The following is an 18,181-nucleotide window of genomic DNA, read 5'->3' on the forward strand; positions in this document are numbered from 1 at the left end:
ATGTTGGACCCGTGTCGCGCGGGCGGTTCATCACATTCGAAGGCGGCGAGGGCGCGGGTAAATCGACCCAGCTCAAGCGCCTTGTCGCGCGCCTGGAGGCCGAGGGCCGTCAGGTCGTCGCCACCCGGGAGCCGGGCGGCTCGCCGGGAGCCGAGAGCATCCGCGAACTGGTGCTGAACGGCGCGGCCGACCGCTGGTCGCCGGTCACCGAGACCCTGCTGATGTATGCGGCCCGGCGCGATCACATCGAGCGCGTGATCCGTCCCGCCATCGACCGTGGCGCCTGGGTGGTCTGCGATCGCTTCGCCGATTCCACCCGCGCCTATCAGGGCGCCGCCGGTGGGACCGATCCGGCGCTGATCGCCGCCCTGGAGCGCTTCATCCTCGAGGACGTGCGGCCCGACCTCACCCTGATCTTCGACTTCCCGCCGGAGACGGGGTTGGCCCGCGCCACGGCTCGCCCCGGCGCGGAGATGCGCTTCGAATCCAAGGTCATGGCCTTCCACGAGCGACTGAGAGAAGGCTTCCTGGCGATCGCCCAGGCAGAGCCGGAGCGCTGCGCCGTCATCGACGCCGACGACACCATCGAGGCCGTGGAGGCCCAGGTCTGGTCCACTGTCCAAGCCCGGCTCGCCGTCCATGGCTGAGGTCGAGGTTCCGCATCCGCGGGAGGTCTTCGAACTGGAAGGCCACGTGGCCGAGGAGGAGGCCTTCGAGGCCTCCCGCGCCAGGGGGCGGCTGCACCATGCTTGGCTGCTCACCGGGCCCGAGGGGGTGGGCAAGGCCACCTTCGCCTACCGCGCCGCCCGCCGGCTGCTCGGCGCGGCGCCGGACCCGTCACACGGCGTGCTGGGCGCCGATCCCGAGCACCCGGTGAGCCGACAGGTCGCCGCCCGTTCGCATCCCGACCTCCTGGTGCTGGAGCGTGTCGGCGAGGACGGCAAGCCGCGCAAGGTTATCCCGGTGGACGACGCGCGCAGGCTCTCGGAATTCTTCTCCAAGTCGCCCGCCAGCGCGCCGCACCGCGTGGCCATCATCGACGCCGCCGACGACCTCAATATGAATGCGGCCAACGCCCTGCTGAAGACCCTGGAGGAGCCGCCGCCGCGGGGCGTGCTGCTGATGGTCAGCCATTCGCCCGGGCGGCTGTTGGCGACGATCCGGTCACGCTGCCGCAGGCTGGCGTTCCAGCCGCTGGACCTGGAGGTGGCCGCCGAGTTCGTGCGCCGGCGCGCGGACGTCAACACTGAGGAGGCGCTGAGGCTAGCGAGCATGGGGCAGGGGGCTCCGGGCCGGGCGCTGCAACTGGCGGCCGCCGGGGCCATCGTGGTCGACGACGCGGCCCGCGCGATCCTCGCCGAGCTGCCGCGGCTGGACGAGAGCCTGGCGCTCTCGCTCGCCGATCGCTTCCGGGGCGGGGAGGGGCCGACCCAGTTCAACCTGCTGTTCGAGCGCCTCGCCGAGCGGGTGCACGCCCAGGCCTCGCGCCTGGCCGAGGAGGGGGTGGGACCGCTTGATCGCTGGGCCCAGGCGTGGGAGACGCTCCAGCGCCTGCCGCGGGAGGTCGAGGCCCTGAACCTCGACCGCACGGATGCGCTCTTTTCGGCGCTCACCGAACTGCGTCAGGCGGCCCGCGCCTAGGCGCATCCGAGACCCTCGCTCGAATGCTCATCGACAGCCACGTCAACCTGCACGCTCCCGCCTTCGACGAGGACCGCGAAGCGGTCATCGCGCGCGCGCTCGCGTCCGGCGTCCGGTTGATGGTCAACATCTGCGACAAGGTCTCGAACTACGAGAAGGTCCGACTGGTCGCCCAGCATCCGGACATCTGGTGCACCGTCGGCACGCACCCGCACGAGGCGAAGGAGGATCCGGACCTCTCGCCGAGGACCCTGGTCGACATCGCCACCGATCCCCGGGTCGTCGGCATCGGCGAGTGCGGCCTCGATTTCCATTACGACCTCAGCCCGCGAGACATTCAGGCCAAGGTGTTCCGCGCCCATGTGGCCGCCGCGCGCGAGACCGGCCTGCCGCTCGTGGTCCACACCCGCGAGGCCGATGCGGTGATGGGCGAGATCCTCGAGGAAGAGCATGCCAAGGGCGCCTTCCGGATCCTGATGCACTGCTACACCTCGGGCGCGGAGCTCGCCCGGCGGGCGGCGGCGCTCGGCGCCTGGTTCTCCGTTTCCGGCATCGCCACCTTCAAGGCGGCCGAGGACGTGCGCGAGGTGATCCGCCACATGCCGGGCGATCGCATCATCCTCGAAACGGACTGCCCCTATCTCGCGCCGACGCCCTACCGCGGGCGCCGCAACGAGCCGGCCTTCCTGCCGCAGGTCGCAGCCAAGCTGGCCGAGGTCCGCGGCTGGACGCCCGCGGAGACCGAGGCGCGCACGGCCGACGCCTTCTTCGCCCTCTTCGACCGGATCCCGCGGCCATGAGCGCCTCGGCGGGCGGAATTCTGGAGATCACCATCCTGGGCTCCGGCTCCTCGGGCGGCGTGCCGCGCGCCGACGGCGAATGGGGCGCCTGCGATCCCGGCGATCCGCGGAACCTGCGCAGCCGTTGCTCGATGCTGGTGCGGCGTAGGGGCCAGGAGCCGTTCCTGGAGACCACGGCGCTGGTCGACACCTCGCCGGACCTGCGGCTGCAGACCGCCCGCGCCGGAGTGAAGCGCATCGACGCGGTGCTGTTCACCCATGACCACGCCGACCAGGTGCACGGCATCGACGACGTGCGCGCCTTCTTCCTTCGCCAGCGCGCGAGGCTTCCGGCCTACATGGACGAAGCCACCGAAGCCTCCCTGATGCGGCGCTTCGGCTATGTGTTCGAAGGCGAGGGCGGCTATCCGGCGATCCTCGACAGGCGCCGGCTCCCGGCCCATGGCGAGCGCTGGACGGTGGAGGGGCCTTCCGGCGCCATTCCGGTCGTCACCTTCGACCAGGACCATGGCGGCGTCCGCTCGGTGGGCTACCGGTTCGGGGACGTCGCCTATTCGAGCGACGTGGTGAACCTGGACGAGGCCGCGTTCGAGGCGCTGGCGGGGGTGGACGTCTGGATCGTCGACGCTCTGCGCTGGCGACCGCACCCGACCCACGCCCACGTCGAACGGGCGCTGGAGTGGATCGCGCAGGTTCGGCCCAGGCGCGCCATCCTGACGAATCTGCATATCGACCTCGACTTCGAGGATCTGGCGAAGCAACTGCCGAGCGGCGTGGAGCCGGCGTTCGACGGGCTTCGCTTCGAACATGAGCTGGGGTCTGAATTCTTCAATGAAACCGTCGCTTAAGCTCGGTTTCCTCGCGTCTGGCGCAGGCTCGAGCGCGCAGGCGATTGTCGCTGCGATCCGGTCCGGAGAGCTGGCGGCCGAGCCGCGGCTGATGGTCAGCAACAACAAGAGCGCCGCCGCGCTCGAATTCGCCCGCAGCCAGAAGATTCCGGCGCTCTGTATCCCGACGCAGGCCGATCCTGCCGCGGCCGATGCGGCGCTGGCCGAGGCGCTGGCCAGCCATGGGGTCGAACTCGTTGTCTTGTCAGGCTATTTGCGCCAGCTCGGACCCAAGACCCTGGCGCGTTACGCCGGCCGGGTGATCAACATCCATCCGGGTCCGCTGCCGCGGTTCGGCGGTCACGGCATGTACGGCCGACGCGTCCACGAGGCGGTGCTGGCGGCCGGTGTGTCGGAGAGCGGCGTGGCTATCCACCTGGTCGACGAGGAATACGACCACGGACCGACACTGGCGGCGCGCAGCGTGCCGGTGGAGAGCGGCGACACCGTCGAGACGCTGGAAGCCCGCGTGCGGGCGGCGGAGCCGTCGTTCTTCGTCGAGACCCTGCAGAAGGTGGCGCGGGGCGAGCTCCAGCTGCCCTGATTCCCTCGTCTGATATTTCCGATAATCTATCTTAGGCGATAAACGGAGCTGCGGCTCCGCTCGTTGACATCTCGCCCCTCGCGACCCTCTCCTCGGCCTGGAGGTGGCGCATGGCCGATCGACAGCTTCTTCTCGGGATCAGCGCGGCGGCGCTGGTGGCCGTTGGTCTTGTCGCGGGCGGCGCCCTCGTCGGCCGCAGCCTCGAGCATTTCCGGACGGCCGACCGCACCGTGACCGTGCGCGGTCTTTCGGAGCGGATCGTCAAGGCGGACATGGCCGTGTTGCCGATTCCGTTCGCGGCCGCCGGCGATTCCCTCGACGCCGTGCAGTCCAAGATCGATGCGGACGTCGCCACCGTGCGCCGCTTCCTGACGGCCCAGGGTTTCAAGCCCGACGAGATCGACCTTGGAAAGCTCGAGGTCAGCGACCGCTTCGCCCAGGAATACCAGCCGAACCAGCCCCAGGCGCGCTATCGCGTGGCCCAGACGGTCATCGTCCGCAGCACCAATGTGGACCTTGTCCAGGCCGCGACCCGGCGTCTCGACGCCCTGGTGCGCGGCGGTGTGGTCCTGCAGAACTACCAGGGCCCGTCGTACCTCTTCACGCGGCTCAACGACGTGCGTCCCGCGATGATCGCCGAGGCCACCGCGAGCGCCCGCTCCGGCGCCCAGCAGTTTGCGCACGATTCCGGTTCCGCCCTCGGCCTGATCCGCGAGGCCACCCAGGGCTCCTTCGAGATCCTCGGACGCGACGAGATCGGCTACGACGCCAACGCCCAGGTATTCAAAAAAGTGCGTGTGGTGACCACGGTCAGGTACCAGCTGCGCTGAACCATCACGAACAGTTTGCGTGACGGTTCCCCGCTCCCTACCTAAGTTATTACTGAACACGAGGAGGGAGCCCCTTCCATGCGTATCATCGCCCTCGCCGCCGCCCTCGCCCTTGCCGCGGGCGCCCAGGCCCTGGCCGCGCCGCCCCAGGTTGACGTGACCATCGGCCCCGCGCTGCAGGCCAAGGCGGAAAAGACCTACGGCGTGCGCGACGTCCGCGAGCTTGCCGAGGAGCTGAAGCAGGGCGTGGAGCGCCGCCTCGCGCGGAGCGGCGCCTATCCCGACGCGCGCGTCGAGCTGACCCTGGTCGACGCCGTTCCCAACCGTCCGACGTTCAAGCAGATGACGGACAAGCCCGGCCTGTCCTTCGAGAGCTTCGGGGTCGGCGGCGCCAGGATCGAAGGCCGGATCGTCGCTGCCGACGGTAAGGTCACGCCGCTCGCCTACCAGTACTATGAGACCGACATCCGCTGGGCTCGCCACCAGTCCACCTGGGCCGACGCCGATTGGACGATCCAGCGCTTCTCCTACGGGCTGGCCGGCGCCGAGACGTTCGCCCGGCGCTGATCCCTTGAAGGGCGTTGCGTCGCTGCGCGGCGCGCGGTCTGATCGCCCCGCGCCGATCCGGCTGTTCGGCGCCCGGGAGTCCCATGACCAAGCCTGCCCCGCCCGCCGACCTTCGGCCCATCGACCGTCTGCTGGCCATCATGGCGCGTCTTCGGGATCGCCAGGACGGTTGCCCGTGGGATCTCGAGCAGACGTTCGCCACCATCGCGCCCTACACCATTGAGGAAGCCTACGAGGTAGCCGACGCCATCGAGCGAGGCGACCTCTCGGAGCTGAAGGAAGAGCTGGGCGACCTCCTCCTGCAGGTGGTCTTCCATTCCCGCATGGCCGAGGAACAGGGGCTGTTCGACTTCGAGGACGTGGCCCGCGCCATCAACGACAAGATGGTCCGTCGCCATCCGCACGTGTTCGGCTCGGAGACCTACGCTTCCCTGGCCGACCAGAAGCAGGGCTGGGAACAACTCAAGGCGGCCGAGCGCGCGGGGAAGAACGCCGGCAAGGCCGACAGCCTGCTGGATGACGTTCCGGTCGGCCTGCCCGCCCTCACCCGGGCCGTGAAGCTCTCCAGACGCGCCGCGGGCGTCGGCTTCGTCTGGCCCTCGGCCAAGGAAGTGCTGGAGAAGCTCGACGAGGAGGTCGAGGAGCTGAAGGCCGAGATCGCCGCCGGCGACCTCGACAAGGCCCGCCAGGAGATGGGCGACGTGCTCTTCGTCGTGGCCAACCTCGCCCGCACGCTGGAGGTCGACCCGGAAGATGCGCTGCGCGCCACCAACGCCAAGTTCACCCGCCGCTTCCATTATATCGAGCAGCGTCTCGCGGAACGGGGCAAGACTCCGGCCGAGTCCGACCTCGCCGAGATGGACGCCCTGTGGGACGAGATCCGCGCGGCCGACAAGAAGGCCTAGTTTCCGCGCACCTCGGCGTGCGGAAAGAGCTGCTCGAACTGACCGAGGGCCTGGGGCGTCAGGCTGACGGCCAGGCGCACCGAGCCGTCCTTGCCGTCGTTGCGCTCCAGCACCCGGCCATGGCGATAGAGCCAGGCGATCGCGGCCCCCTCGCCCGCCGGCGCATAGACGTCGATGGGCGGCGCCTCGTCGACCAGGCCGGCCACCGTCCGGAGCAGCTCGTCGCAGCCCTCCCCAGTCACGGCGGAGACGAGGATGGCCGGCGGATGGGCGCGCCGGGCGTCGCCTTCGGCCGCCGCGCGCGCGTCGGCGTCGAGCAGGTCGGCCTTGTTCCAGACCTCGAGGATTCGGCGCTCGTCCATGTCGACGCCCAGCCGGTCCAGCACCTCGCGCACGTCCGCCGCCTGGGCGTCGCTCTCCTCGCTGGCGATATCGCGGACGTGCAGGATGACGTCCGCCTCGCGGACCTCCTCGAGGGTCGCCCGGAAAGCCTCCACCAGCTCGTGCGGGAGGTCGGAAATGAAGCCCACCGTATCGGAGAGGATCGCCGGCCGCCCGTCGGGTAGCCGGAGGGTCCGGATGGTCGGATCGAGGGTGGCGAACAGCAGGTTCTCCGCCAGCACCTCGGCCTGGGTGACGCGGTTGAACAGGGTCGACTTGCCGGCGTTGGTGTAGCCGACCAGCGCCACCGTCGGATACGGCACGCGCTTGCGGGCCGAGCGCTGCAGGGTGCGCGTGCGGCGCACCTCCTGCAGTTCCTTCTTGAGCTTGGTGATCTTCTCCGAGATCAGTCGCCGGTCGGTCTCGATCTGGGTCTCGCCCGGACCGCCCATGACGCCGAAGCCGCCGCGCTGGCGCTCCAGGTGGGTCCAGGTCCTGACCAGGCGCGAGCGCTCGTACGTCAGGCGCGCGAGCTCCACCTGCAGGCGGCCCTCGCGCGTGCGGGCGCGGCGGGCGAAGATCTCGAGAATGAGCCCGGTGCGGTCGATGACCTTGCAGTCCCAGGCCTTCTCGAGGTTGCGCTGCTGCACCGGCGTCAGGGCGTCGTCGACGACCGCCACGTCGGCCTCGGCCATGCGCACGAGGTCGGCGATCTCGTCCACCTTGCCCCTGCCGAACAGTGTGGCGGGCGTGAGCTTGCGCAGGGGCGCGATGAGGGTCTCGCGCACATCCAGGTCAAGCGCCTGGGCCAGGCCCACGGCCTCCTCCAGGCGCGCCTCTGCGTCCCGGGAAGGGCCCCGCCCCTCCCGGTCCGGGTGGATCACAACGGCGCCTTGGACCGGCGCCTCACGATCGATGGATTTGGAACTCAATCGTTCTCGTCTTCGGCCGGCTCATACAGCTGCACAGGCTGAGCCGGCATGATGGTGGAGATGGCGTGCTTGTAGACGAGCTGCGATTGCCCGTCCCTGCGGAGCAGAACGCAGAAATTGTCGAACCAGCTCACGACACCCTGCAGCTTCACGCCGTTGACCAGGAAGATGGTGAGCGGCGTCTTCGACTTGCGCACGCTGTTGAGGAAGGTGTCCTGAAGGTTCTGTTTCTTATCGCTCATCGGCTTGATCGCCTCTTTTGATTATCAACGGACGGCCAAGGCGCCGCCCACACACGCAAAGTCACGCTAGACCGGGTTTTGTGACGCGCGCAATGCGCGTCAGATGGCCGTGGCCTTCGCCCGCTCGATATAGAGCCGCCGGAGCTTCATCGCCACCTGGCCGGGCTTGCCGCCGCCGATCGGCTTGCCGTCGAGGCTGACCACGGGCAGCACCAGCGACCCGGCGCCCGTGATGAAGGCTTCCTGCGCATGATGGGCGTCGTCAGGCGTGAAAGGCCTTTCGTCGACCGAAAGCCCCTCCTCCGCGATCACGTCCATCAGGGTGCGGCGGGTGATGCCGCGCAGGATGTTGGCGTTGGTGTCGCGCGTCCGCAGGCGGCCTTCGCGGTCGACGATCCAGGCGTTGGAAGAAGCGCCTTCCGTCACGAACCCGAGCTCGTCGACGAACCAGGCTTCGGCGGCGCCGGCCTCGCGCGCCTTCTGCTTGGCGAGCGCATTGGGTAGCAGGCCCACGGTCTTGATGTCGCAGCGGCCCCAGCGGTTCTCCGGCGTGGTGACGACGCCCACGCCCTTGGCCGCCTTGGCCTCGCTGACGGTCCGGTCGACCATGCTGACGGTGATCACCACGCTGGGTGCGATCGGGTTCAGTGGGAAGGCGTGTTCGCGGGGCGCGACGCCGCGGCTGACCTGCAGGTAGACCATGCCCTCGCGGACCCGGTTCCGCCGCAGTGCCTCCTTGAGCACGATCGTCAGGGCCTTGCGGCTCATCGGCATGTCGATCGAGAGCTCTGAGAGGCTGCGCTCCAAGCGTGCGAAGTGCCCCTCGGCGTCGGCCAGCTTGCCGCCGAACACCGCCCAGACCTCATAGACCGCGTCGGCCAGCTGATAGCCGCGGTCCTCGATGTGGACCACGGCCTCGCCATGGGGAACGAACCGGCCGTTGACGTAGGCGATGCGCCCCATCAGGCGACCCCCTCTTCTTCCACGGCCCGGGCCCCCGAGAGGCCCAGCGACTTCAGCTTCCGGTGCAGGGCCGAGCGCTCCATGCCGATGAAGGCGGCGGTCCGCGAGATATTGCCGGAGAAGCGCAGCATCTGGGCGTTCAGGTACTCGCGCTCGAAGACCTCGCGCGCCTCGCGGAGCGGCAGGGAGATGATCCGCTCGGCGCCCAGGCTCGTGGCCTGCTCGCTGACGGTCGCCTCGGCCGGCAGCATGTCGGCGCCGATGGCATCGCCGGCCTGGCCGGGGGCCAGGATCAGGATGCGTTCCACGTTATTGCGGAGCTGGCGAAGGTTGCCCGGCCAGGGGCGCACCTGCAGGGCGGCGATGGCGTCGTCCGCGAGCGTCCGCTTGGGAAGGCCGGAGGCTTCGCAGATCCGCTCGATGAAGTAGTCGACGAGCTCGGGGATGTCTTCGCGTCGCTCCGCCAGGCCCGGCACATTGATCGGCACGACGTTGAGGCGGTGGAACAGGTCCTCGCGGAAGCGGCCGGCGGCGATCTCCTCGCGCAGGTCACGCGAGGTGGACGAGATCACGCGCACGTCGACCTGGACGTCGGAGGTGCCGCCCACGCGGCGGAAGCGCTGCTCGACCAGGACCCGCAGGATGCGGCTCTGGGTCTCGCGCGGCATGTCGGCGACCTTGTCGAGGTAGAGCGTGCCGCCGTGGGCGCGCTCGAAGACCCCGATCTTGGCGGGGCGCCCACCCTCGCCTTCCTCACCGAACAGCTCGACGTCGATCCGCTCCGGCGTCATCCCGGCCGCCGAGAGCACGACGAACTCGTTGCGCGCGCGATGGCCGGCGGCATGGATGAGCCGCGCCACCGTCTCCTTGCCCGAGCCCGGCGGGCCGGAGATCAGCACGCGACTGTTCGCGCCCGCCAGCTTGGCGATCATGTTGCGCAGCTGCTGGGCGGCCATGGACTTGCCCACCAGTCCCTCCGGCGTCAGCGCCTGCGCCCGCAGACGGCGGTTCTCGCGACGCAGGCTGGAGGTCTCGAGCGCCCGCTCGACGACCAGCAGCAGCCGGTCCGACTTGAAGGGCTTCTCGAGGAACTCATAGGCGCCGCGCTTGATGGCGCTGACCGCCGTCTCGATGTTGCCGTGGCCGGAGATCATGATCACCGGCAGGTCCGCATCGAGCGTCTTCACCAGATCCAGCAGCTCGAGCCCGTCCATGCCGCCGCCGGCCATCCAGATGTCCAGGATGAGCAGGGCCGGCTTGCGCGCGCGGATCGCGGCGAGCGCGCTTTCCGAGTCGTTGGCGGTCCGCACCGCATAGCCTTCATCCGTGAGGATGCCGGCCACCAGCTCGCGGATGTCCGCCTCGTCATCGACCACAAGAACGTCAGACGCCATCGATCACCTTCAAGCCGTAGCGGTTTCGGTTGCGCTGTGCGGGCGCACGCGCGCGGCGGGGGGAATTCTGAGGACGGCCAGGGCGCCCTGCCCGTGGCGCGCATCGGCGAGTTCCAGCTCGCCGCCATGGTCCTCGAGGATGCGCTTGACGATCGCCAGGCCGAGGCCGGTGCCCTTCTCGCGGGTCGTCACGTAGGGTTCGGTCAGGCGGTCGCGGTCCTTGGACGGCAGGCCGACGCCATTGTCCTCGACCTCGAAGGTCACGCCCGCCTCGTCGGCCATCAGCCGCGCGTGGACGAAGCCCTTCAGTTTCGGCTCGGCCGCCATCCGGGCGCCGACCGCCTCGGCGGCGTTCTTCAGCACGTTGCCGAGCGCCTGGCTCAGCATCCGCTCGTCGGCCAGCACCTGCACGTGCGGAACCGGCTCCTCCAGCTCCACCGCGATCTCGGGACTGGCGACGCGTTGGGCGAACACCGCCGCCCGCAGCAGTTCGGCCGCGTCGTGCTCGGCGAACTTAGGCGTCGGCATGCGGGCGAAGGCGGAGAACTCGTCGACCATCCGGCCGATGTCGCCCACCTGGCGCACGATGGTGTCGGTGCAGCGGTCGAAGATCTCGACATCGTCCTCCGGCACCGCCTTGCGGTACTTCTTGCGCAGACGCTCGGCCGACAGCTGGATCGGCGTCAGCGGGTTCTTGATCTCGTGGGCGATGCGGCGGGCGACGTCGCGCCAGGCGGCGTTGCGCTGGGCGGCCACCAGACGGGTGATGTCATCGAAGGTCAGGACCAGGCCGCCTTCCGAGCGGCTGGCGTGGACCCGCAGGCGGCGGCTTTCCTTGCCGCGCACGACGTCCATCTCGGCCTCGCCGCGGCCCGTCCGGGAGGCGGTCTCCACCACCTCCTCAAATTCAGGCGCCGCATCGACGATCCGCCGGCCACGGCCATGGTCGCCTGGCAGGTCGAGCAGGCGCACCGCCTGCAGGTTGGCCGCCGAGATTCGCCCTCGCCCGTCGAGGCCGACGACGCCGGCGCTGACGCCCGCCAGCACCGTCTCGATGAACTGGCGCCGCTCCTCGGCCTCGACGCTGGCGCGCCGCAGAGCCTCCTGCTGGACCTGAAGATCGTGCGTCATGCTGTTGAACGCACGCGACAAAACCGCGATTTCCTCGGGATCCTTATCGGCGTCGACCCGGGCGGACAGGTCGCCGCCGGCCACCTTGCCCGCCGCCTGCACCAGGCGCGCGACCGGGCCGGAGATGGCGTTGGCCGACCACATGCCGAGCCACACGGCCCCCACCAGCACCAGCAGCGCCGTCTCGGCGTAGGAGAGCGCGAAAATGGTCTGGATGCGCTGCCGGTTCTGCGCCGCCTCGCGATAGGAGACGAGGCTGCCCTCGGCGTCGCGCAGGTGGGTGATGATCCCTCTTTCCAGCGGCCGGACCACATAGAGGTAGGCGTCCGGATAGCCCCGCAGCCGGTAGACCGCACGCATCAGGTCGGTGGAATCGAAGGCCGGCACCGAGATGTCGCCCTCGTCGGCCGCCTTGAAGCTCGCCTCCGGCGGCACGAGGTAGGCCGGCGCGTCGGCGGTCTCGGCGCGCGCCAGGACGCGGCCGTCGCGGTCGATGAGATAGGCCGCCGGGAAGGCATGATAGGAGGCCAGCAGACCGAGGTAGTGGCCGAAGGTGATCGGGCTCGCCTGGAGCTGGGAGGCCTCGCGGTTGAGGTCCGCGCCCATCAGGGTCACGTGGTCGCCGATGTAGCGCTTCTGGTCCTCGACATAGGACCGGGCGACGGTCGCGGAGTTCTCCACGACGGTCTGCACCCGCTGGCTGAACCAGTTCTCCACCCCACGGCTCACCAGCACGCCATAGAACAGGGCCACGACCACGGCCGGCGCCACGGCGGCGAGGGCGAACAAGGTGACGAATCGCAGGTGCAGGCGCGCGCCCGCGTCGCTCTCCCGCGCCGCCAGCAGGGCGGCGAAGCGCAGGGCCACGATGGTGGTCAGCGCCAGGATCAGGATGAGATTGAAGCCGAGGACGGTGAGGATCAGCTCGCTGGCCGGGCCGATCGGCCCCGTCTCGGGCGGCGAGGCCGCCAGCAGGATGGCAAGCCCGGTGAGTCCGGCCGCCACGCCGTAGCCGCAGCCCAGAACGACCCGCGAGCGGAGCGCCTGGCGGAACTTGCCCGCCATCGTTCCGCCGCCAGGAATGTACTGAGTGAGCGACGCCATGAGACGCCGCAGCCTACGGGACTGTGCTCCAAACTCAACAGTGTTGTTGCGCTAAAGCGTCAGCGGCGCCCGCGACTGATTTCCACGCCCAGGTCCTGGATCTTCTTGCGCAGGGTGTTGCGGTTGAGGCCGAGGATCTCCGCCGCCCGCACCTGGTTGCCGCGCGTGGCCGTCAGGGTGAGCTGGATCAGCGGACGCTCCACCTCCTCGAGCACGCGATCGTAGAGGCCCGCAGGCGGCACGCCGTCCGGCTGGTCGGCGAAATAGGAGGAGAGCTTGCGCTCGACGAGCTGCGAGAGGGTGGCCGGCTTGTCCTCCCCGTCGATCACCGGCTGCTGGTCGGCGAGCTCGCGCTCGACGATCCTCGGAGTGATGAGGTCCTCGGCGTAAAGGGCGCAGATCCGGCGAACGAGGTTCTCGAGCTCGCGGACATTGCCCGGCCACGGGTGCACCTTGAGCCGCTCGAGCGCGCCGGCGTCGATGGTCTTCGCCGGAAGCCCCTCGCGGTTGGCCCGCAGCAGGAAGGCGCGCGCCAGGTCCGGGATGTCCTCCACCCGGTCGCGCAGCGGCGGCAGGCGCAGGGGCGCGACGTTCAGACGGAAGAACAGGTCTTCGCGGAACAGGCCCTGCTGGATGAGGCCCCGCAGGTCGCGGTTGGTGGCGGCGATGATGCGGACGTTGGGCCGGCGGCCGGTCTTCGGGTTGAGCGCGGGCTCCGAGCCGTCGATCACCCGCAGCAGGCGGGTCTGGGCGTCGAGCGGCATGTCGCCGATCTCGTCCAGGAACAGGGTGCCGCCGTCCGCCTCGACCAGCTTGCCGACCGCTCCGTCCTCCTTGCCAAACAACTCGGCCTCGACGCGCTCCCGCGGCACCGCGGCCAGGTTGATGACCACGAACTTGCCGTCGCGTCGGCGCCCCATGTCGTGCAGGGCGCGGGCGACCAGCTCCTTGCCGGTGCCGCTCTCGCCGGTGATCAGCACGGTCAGGTCGGCGCCCACCAGGCGCGCGATGGTCCGGTAGACCTCCTGCATCGGCGCCGAACGGCCGATAAGCGGCAGGCGGTCGTCGCGCACGGCGCGGGCCTGGGCCTTGGCCGCCTCGGCGTCCGCGGGCCTGGCGAGCGCCCGCCGCGCGGCCGAGGTCATGTCGTCGAGGTCGAAGGGCTTGGGCACATATTCGAAGGCGCCCACCTCCGCCGCGTTGACGGCCGTGACCAGGTTGTTCTGCGCGCTCATCACGATGATCGGCAGCTTCGGCCGCTGCTTGCGGATGCGCGGCAGCACATTGAAGACGTTCTCGTCCGGCATCACCACGTCGGTGACGACGAGGTCGCCCTCCCCGTCCGAAACCCACTTCAGCAGGGTGGTGGCGTTGCCCGTGGCGCGGACCTGGTAGCCGAGGCGGGTGAACGCCTGGGACAGGACCAGCCGGATCGAGGAATCGTCGTCGGCGATCAGGATCTTCTTGGCGACCGCGTTCATGCTTGGACGTCCCCTTCGGATGCGATCGGGAGCAGCACGCGGAAGACGGTGCGCCCCGGTTCTGACTCGAAATCGATCAGACCCCCGTGGGCGGCCACAAGCTTGGCGACCAGCGCCAGGCCCAATCCGGCCCCGTTGACCTTGGAAGTGACAAATGGCTGGAAAAGGTGCTCGCGAAGATGCGCCGGCACGCCAGGGCCGTTGTCCTGGATGCGAACCTCTAGCGGCGCGCCGCGCAGATCCTGGCCTCGGGTGGAGCGCACCCTGACGCCGTGGCGATAGGCGGTGAAGATCGAGATCTCGCCGCGCCCGTCCCCTCGCCCGTGCGCCGCTTCGGCGGCGTTCTTCACGAGGTTCAGGAAGATCTGAATGAGCTGGTCCTCGTCGCCGAGCGCTGGCGGCAGGGACGGGTCGTAGCTTTCGCGCAGGATCAGGCCGTCGGCGACGCCGTTGGCGGCGAGCGCCCGCACACGATCGAGCACCTGGTGGATGTTGACCGCCGCGATGTCCGGCAGGACGTCCTCGGAGAATTCCTCCATGCGATCGACGAGGCGCGCGACGCGATCGGTCTCGTCGACGATGAGCTGGGCGAGCGGCGCGTCCTCGGCCTTGGCGCCGGACTTCAGGAGCTGAGCCGCCCCGCGGATGCCGGCGAGCGGGTTCTTGATCTCGTGGGCCAGCATGCGGCCCAGCCCCATCACCGAGCTGAGGCCAACGGCGTCCGCCCCGCCCCGTTCGACGCCGAGGCCGGACTTGAGCGTCAGCGTCAGAAGCACCGAGCCGTCGCCCAGCGGCGCGGCCGCACCGTCGGCTTCGAACGGCGGCAGGCCGAAGAGGCTAATCTCCACCCCGCGTTCGCGCACCTTCACCCCTTCGGCGCGCGCCCGCTCCAACAGGGAGGCGAGCGCGGACCCCGGCGGCAGGGCCGAAAGGAAGCGGCCGCGCGCCAGCAGGCTGAGGCCATGTCCAAACAGAGCCTCGGCCGCCTCGTTGACCGCCACTAGGGCGCCGTCGGCGTTGACCACCATGGACGGATCGGGACTGAGGTCGAAGGCGGCGGCCTTCAACGCCTCGGCGGCAGGCCCATGGGCCTGGATGAGCGTGCGTGTGGTCATGCGGCCAGTCGTCGTTCGGGGTCAGTCCAGAGCGCCGTCAGCTCGCGCTCGACGGCGCGGGGCTCCTCCAGGCGGCAGAGCTCGCTGCGCGCGGCGCGCCTAGCCTGGGCGTCGGCCGGCCACGGGGCCTGCTCGATGTAGGCGGCCAGGTGCTTGCGGAAGATCTTGAGGCCCAGGCGTTCGCCGTAGAAGTCCAGGCTGTCGCGGAAGTGCGAGAGCGCGATGGCGAGGCGGTCTTCGGCCTCCGGCGCCGCGAAGGTCCCGCCCGCCAGCTCGGCCTCGATCTGGGCCGCGATCCAGGGGCGGCCGTAGACGGCGCGCCCGACCATCACCGCGTCGGCGCCCGAGGCCGCCAGCGCCGCCTTGGCGCTCGGCCCGTCGACGATGTCGCCGTTGACGATCACCGGGATCGAGACGGCTTCCTTCACCGGCCGCACGGCGCTCCAGTCGGCCGCGCCCTTGTAGAACTGGCAACGGGTGCGGCCATGGACGGTGACCGCCTTGACGCCGCAGGCCTGCGCCCGCTGGGCGATCTCCGGCGCGTTCTTCGAGGCGTCGTCCCACCCCAGCCGCATCTTCACCGTCACCGGCACGTCGACCGCATCGACCGCGGCGGCCATCAGGCGCACCGCCAGGTCCGGCTCGCGCATCAGGGCCGAGCCGGAGAGGACGCCGGTCACTTCCTTGGCCGGGCAGCCGAAGTTGAGATCGATGATCTGGGCCCCTGCCCGGGCCGCCAGCCGCGCGCCTTCGGCGACGTGCGCCGGGTCGCGTCCGACCAGTTGCACCACCATCAACGGCAGGCCCTCTCCCACGGCGGCGCGGCGCACCACGTCGGGGCGGCCCTTCGAGAACTCGGCGCAGGCGACCATTTCGGTGGCCACGTAGGCTGCGCCCAGACGGCTGGCGGCGCGGCGGAAGGGCAGATCGGACACGCCGGTCATCGGGGCGATCCAGCATCGCCCGCCAACGTCAATTCCACCGATCTGAAGTGTTTTGCTCATTTTTCAGTCAATGGCCCCGCCGACTTTTTAGGCAATTTGTGCGGCGCCGTAAAGCTGGAAGAATGGCCGTTCGTTCCCTAAAAACAGGCCATGAGCTTTTCGGCTGTGGTGGTCGCCGCCGGATCCGGTCTTCGCGCCGGCCCCGGGGAACCCAAAGTTTGGCGCACCTTAGGGGGCAAGCCGATCGTGCGCTGGTCCGTGGAGGGCCTGCTCTCCGCCGGCGCGCGCGACGTCGTCGTGGTCGTGGCGCGCGATCGACTCGGTCAAGTGGACGAGGCCTTGGTCGGACTGGAAGGCTGGAAAGCGGTCACCGGCGGTCGTACGCGCGCGGAGTCCGTGCAGGCGGGTCTCGCCGCAATCTCTGCGAGCCGGCAGCAGCCGGTGCTGATCCACGACGCCGCCCGGCCGTTCGTCACCCGCGAGCACGTCGGCCGCCTGCTGGCGGCGCTGGACGTGGCCGACGGGGCGGTGCCCGCCCTCCCCGTCGCCGACACCCTGAAACGCGGCGAAGGCCTGATCGACGAGACGGTGCCCCGCGCGGGGCTCTGGCGCGCCCAGACGCCCCAGGCCTTCCGTTCGGGCCGGCTGAAGGCCGCCTACCGCCGCTGGCCGGCGGGCGAGGAGCCGACGGACGACGCCGCGGTGGTGGAGCGGGCCGGCGGCCACGTGGCCATGGTCCCCGGCGATCCGATGCTGATGAAGCTCACCTACCCGGAAGACTTCTTCATGGCCGAGCAGCTGGCGGGCGCCCGGCGCGTCGTGCGGACGGGGTTCGGCGTCGACGCCCACCGCTTCGGTCCAGGCGACGTGGTGTGGCTGTGCGGCATCCGCATCGAACACGACCTCGGCCTCGTCGGCCATTCGGACGCCGATTGCGGGCTGCACGCCCTGACCGACGCCGTGCTCGGCGCCATCGCCGCCGCCGACATCGGCGAGCACTTCCCCCCGTCGGATCCGCGCTGGAAGGGCGCCTCCTCCGACCAGTTCCTGGCCCATGCGGTTTCGCTGGTCGGGGCCCAGGGCGGGCGCATCCTCAATGCGGACGTGACCCTGATCTGCGAACGTCCCAAGATCCGACCGCACCGCGACGCCATGCGCGCCCGCATCGCCGAGTTGCTCGGCCTGCCGGTGGGCCGGGTGAGCGTGAAGGCCACGACAACCGAGGGCATGGGTTTCACCGGCCGGGAGGAAGGCTTGATGGCCCAGGCGGTGGTCACGGTGGAGACGCCCCTCTAGGGGCGGCGATCGAAGTGTCTTGAAGCGCGGCCGCGAGCGGTGCTCTGGTCGGCGCAGAGCCAAATCCAGGGAGTGCCAGCCGCATGTTTCCGCTCGAGATCGTCACCCTCGCCCGGCTCCTGGTGGACGAGGCCCGCGAGCGGTCCCTGCGCATCGTGACCGCCGAGAGCTGCACGGGCGGGCTCGTGGCCGGCGCCATCTGCCAGGTGGCCGGAGCGTCCGACGTCTTCGAGCGCGGCTTCGTTTCCTACTCCAACCGCGCCAAGCAGGAGCTCCTGGGCGTGCCGGGCGACCTGATCGCCGATCTGGGCGCCGTGTCCGAGCCGGTGGCGCGGATGATGGCCGAGGGCGCGCTGGAAAACTCCAACGCCCATGTGGCGGTGGCCATCACCGGCATCGCCGGCCCCGGCGGCGGCACGCCGATGAAGCCGGTTGGGACGGTCCACATCGCCACCGCCCGCGCCAACCAGGCGCTGATGCACAAGCAGGAGTTCTTCGAGTTCGAGACCCGCGAGGAGATCCAGCTCGGGGCGGTCCAGTCGGCCCTGCAGATGCTCAGGGACCGGATGGTCTAGGCCGCGCCCTTCTCGGCCTCGCCATAGAGGCTCTTCGCCCGGTCCTCGAAGCAGCTCATCAGCCGGTCGACGGCATGGCTGAAGTTGGCGGTCAGCAGGGCCTCCAGCAGCCGCGACTTGAACTGAAAGTCGATGTCGAACTCCACGCGGGTACAGCCGTGGCCCGCGTCCAGGAACCGCCAGCGGTTCTCCAGCTTCCTGAACGGCCCCGACAGCAGGCTGACGTCGATCTGGCGATTCTGCGCGTCGCGGCGCACGCGGGTGGCGAAGCGCTCCTTCAGGAAGGCGAAGCCGACGCCGGCCTCCGCGTCCACCGCCTCGACGCCTTCGCTCAGATGGCGCTGGTTCCAGGTCCGCATCGAGGTCAGCCAGGGCACGAACTCCGGATAGGCCGCCACGTCGCCGACCAGCCGGAAGAGCTGGTCCGGCGTATAGGGCAACATCCTGGA

At 69.9% G+C, this 18,181-nt stretch carries 19 protein-coding genes; 10 read left to right on the forward strand and 9 right to left on the reverse strand.

Annotated elements, in window-relative coordinates; translation table 11 throughout:
- The first annotated feature begins 11 nt into the window (after positions 1-11).
- The 8 genes from tmk to mazG all read left to right on the forward strand — a co-directional run bounded on the left by tmk (position 12) and on the right by mazG (position 6,174).
- Positions 12-647, forward strand: a complete 636-nt coding sequence (tmk, locus tag DJ017_RS12685; protein WP_111529055.1) for a dTMP kinase — start codon at positions 12-14, stop codon at positions 645-647.
- Positions 640-1,641 (forward strand): DNA polymerase III subunit delta', encoded by a 1,002-nt coding sequence (locus DJ017_RS12690; protein ID WP_111529056.1) that lies wholly within the window; start codon positions 640-642, stop codon positions 1,639-1,641. Before tmk ends, DJ017_RS12690 begins: the two co-directional genes overlap by 8 nt.
- Positions 1,642-1,664: 23 nt before the next feature.
- The gene (locus DJ017_RS12695) at positions 1,665-2,441 is read left to right on the forward strand and encodes a TatD family hydrolase (RefSeq protein WP_111529057.1); all 777 of its coding nucleotides are present in this window, start codon (positions 1,665-1,667) and stop codon (positions 2,439-2,441) included.
- Positions 2,438-3,289, forward strand: a complete 852-nt coding sequence (locus DJ017_RS12700) for an MBL fold metallo-hydrolase (protein ID WP_111529058.1) — start codon at positions 2,438-2,440, stop codon at positions 3,287-3,289. Before DJ017_RS12695 ends, DJ017_RS12700 begins: the two co-directional genes overlap by 4 nt.
- Positions 3,273-3,872 carry a phosphoribosylglycinamide formyltransferase gene (purN, locus tag DJ017_RS12705; protein ID WP_111529059.1) on the forward strand — a complete coding sequence of 200 codons (600 nt, stop codon included), beginning with the start codon at positions 3,273-3,275 and terminating at the stop codon, positions 3,870-3,872. Before DJ017_RS12700 ends, purN begins: the two co-directional genes overlap by 17 nt.
- Before the next feature lie 110 nt (positions 3,873-3,982).
- Positions 3,983-4,702: an SIMPL domain-containing protein gene (locus tag DJ017_RS12710; protein WP_111529060.1), complete on the forward strand. Its 720-nt coding sequence runs from the start codon at positions 3,983-3,985 to the stop codon at positions 4,700-4,702.
- Positions 4,703-4,780: 78 nt separating this feature from the next.
- A complete protein-coding gene (locus DJ017_RS12715; protein ID WP_111529061.1) occupies positions 4,781-5,269 on the forward strand; it encodes a hypothetical protein in 489 nt (162 codons plus the stop codon).
- Between the two features lie 83 nt (positions 5,270-5,352).
- Entirely contained in the window at positions 5,353-6,174 is an 822-nt protein-coding gene (gene mazG / locus DJ017_RS12720; RefSeq protein ID WP_111529062.1) for a nucleoside triphosphate pyrophosphohydrolase, read from the forward strand.
- Here the strand turns inward: mazG and hflX are convergent.
- From hflX to dusB, 8 genes are all read right to left on the reverse strand, one after another.
- Complete coding sequence (gene hflX / locus DJ017_RS12725) at positions 6,171-7,487, reverse strand: GTPase HflX (protein WP_165830616.1); 1,317 nt, start codon at positions 7,485-7,487, stop codon at positions 6,171-6,173. The two genes, mazG and hflX, sit on opposite strands and share 4 nt — an antisense overlap.
- Positions 7,484-7,729 (reverse strand): RNA chaperone Hfq, encoded by a 246-nt coding sequence (gene hfq / locus DJ017_RS12730; protein ID WP_111529063.1) that lies wholly within the window; start codon positions 7,727-7,729, stop codon positions 7,484-7,486. Before hfq ends, hflX begins: the two co-directional genes overlap by 4 nt.
- Before the next feature lie 99 nt (positions 7,730-7,828).
- The gene (locus DJ017_RS12735; protein ID WP_111529064.1) at positions 7,829-8,692 is read right to left on the reverse strand and encodes a D-amino-acid transaminase; all 864 of its coding nucleotides are present in this window, start codon (positions 8,690-8,692) and stop codon (positions 7,829-7,831) included.
- Positions 8,692-10,086 (reverse strand): nitrogen assimilation response regulator NtrX, encoded by a 1,395-nt coding sequence (gene ntrX / locus DJ017_RS12740; RefSeq protein WP_111529065.1) that lies wholly within the window; start codon positions 10,084-10,086, stop codon positions 8,692-8,694. Before ntrX ends, DJ017_RS12735 begins: the two co-directional genes overlap by 1 nt.
- A gap of 9 nt (positions 10,087-10,095) precedes the next feature.
- Complete coding sequence (locus DJ017_RS12745) at positions 10,096-12,282, reverse strand: sensor histidine kinase NtrY-like (RefSeq protein ID WP_111529066.1); 2,187 nt, start codon at positions 12,280-12,282, stop codon at positions 10,096-10,098.
- A gap of 98 nt (positions 12,283-12,380) precedes the next feature.
- On the reverse strand, positions 12,381-13,802 hold the full coding sequence (gene ntrC / locus DJ017_RS12750; RefSeq protein WP_111529067.1) for a nitrogen regulation protein NR(I): 1,422 nt from the start codon (positions 13,800-13,802) through the stop codon (positions 12,381-12,383).
- The gene (locus DJ017_RS12755) at positions 13,799-14,917 is read right to left on the reverse strand and encodes a two-component system sensor histidine kinase NtrB (RefSeq protein WP_111529068.1); all 1,119 of its coding nucleotides are present in this window, start codon (positions 14,915-14,917) and stop codon (positions 13,799-13,801) included. The genes ntrC and DJ017_RS12755 overlap by 4 nt, the downstream gene beginning before the upstream one ends.
- On the reverse strand, positions 14,914-15,921 hold the full coding sequence (dusB, locus tag DJ017_RS12760; RefSeq protein ID WP_111529069.1) for a tRNA dihydrouridine synthase DusB: 1,008 nt from the start codon (positions 15,919-15,921) through the stop codon (positions 14,914-14,916). The genes DJ017_RS12755 and dusB overlap by 4 nt, the downstream gene beginning before the upstream one ends.
- 90 nt (positions 15,922-16,011) lie before the next feature.
- On the opposite strand from dusB, the gene DJ017_RS12765 reads away from it, so the two are divergent.
- Both DJ017_RS12765 and DJ017_RS12770 read left to right on the forward strand, forming a co-directional pair.
- Positions 16,012-17,157 (forward strand): bifunctional 2-C-methyl-D-erythritol 4-phosphate cytidylyltransferase/2-C-methyl-D-erythritol 2,4-cyclodiphosphate synthase, encoded by a 1,146-nt coding sequence (locus DJ017_RS12765; RefSeq protein ID WP_111529070.1) that lies wholly within the window; start codon positions 16,012-16,014, stop codon positions 17,155-17,157.
- A gap of 83 nt (positions 17,158-17,240) precedes the next feature.
- Entirely contained in the window at positions 17,241-17,732 is a 492-nt protein-coding gene (locus tag DJ017_RS12770) for a CinA family protein (protein ID WP_111529071.1), read from the forward strand.
- Here DJ017_RS12770 and DJ017_RS12775 read toward each other — a convergent pair.
- A complete protein-coding gene (locus tag DJ017_RS12775; protein ID WP_111529072.1) occupies positions 17,729-18,175 on the reverse strand; it encodes a type II toxin-antitoxin system RatA family toxin in 447 nt (148 codons plus the stop codon). The genes DJ017_RS12770 and DJ017_RS12775 overlap by 4 nt on opposite strands.
- Between the last annotated feature and the right edge of the window lie 6 nt (positions 18,176-18,181).

Origin of the sequence: Phenylobacterium soli, assembly GCF_003254475.1 — a bacterium.
GTDB classification, from domain to species: Bacteria; Pseudomonadota; Alphaproteobacteria; order Caulobacterales; family Caulobacteraceae; genus Phenylobacterium; species Phenylobacterium soli.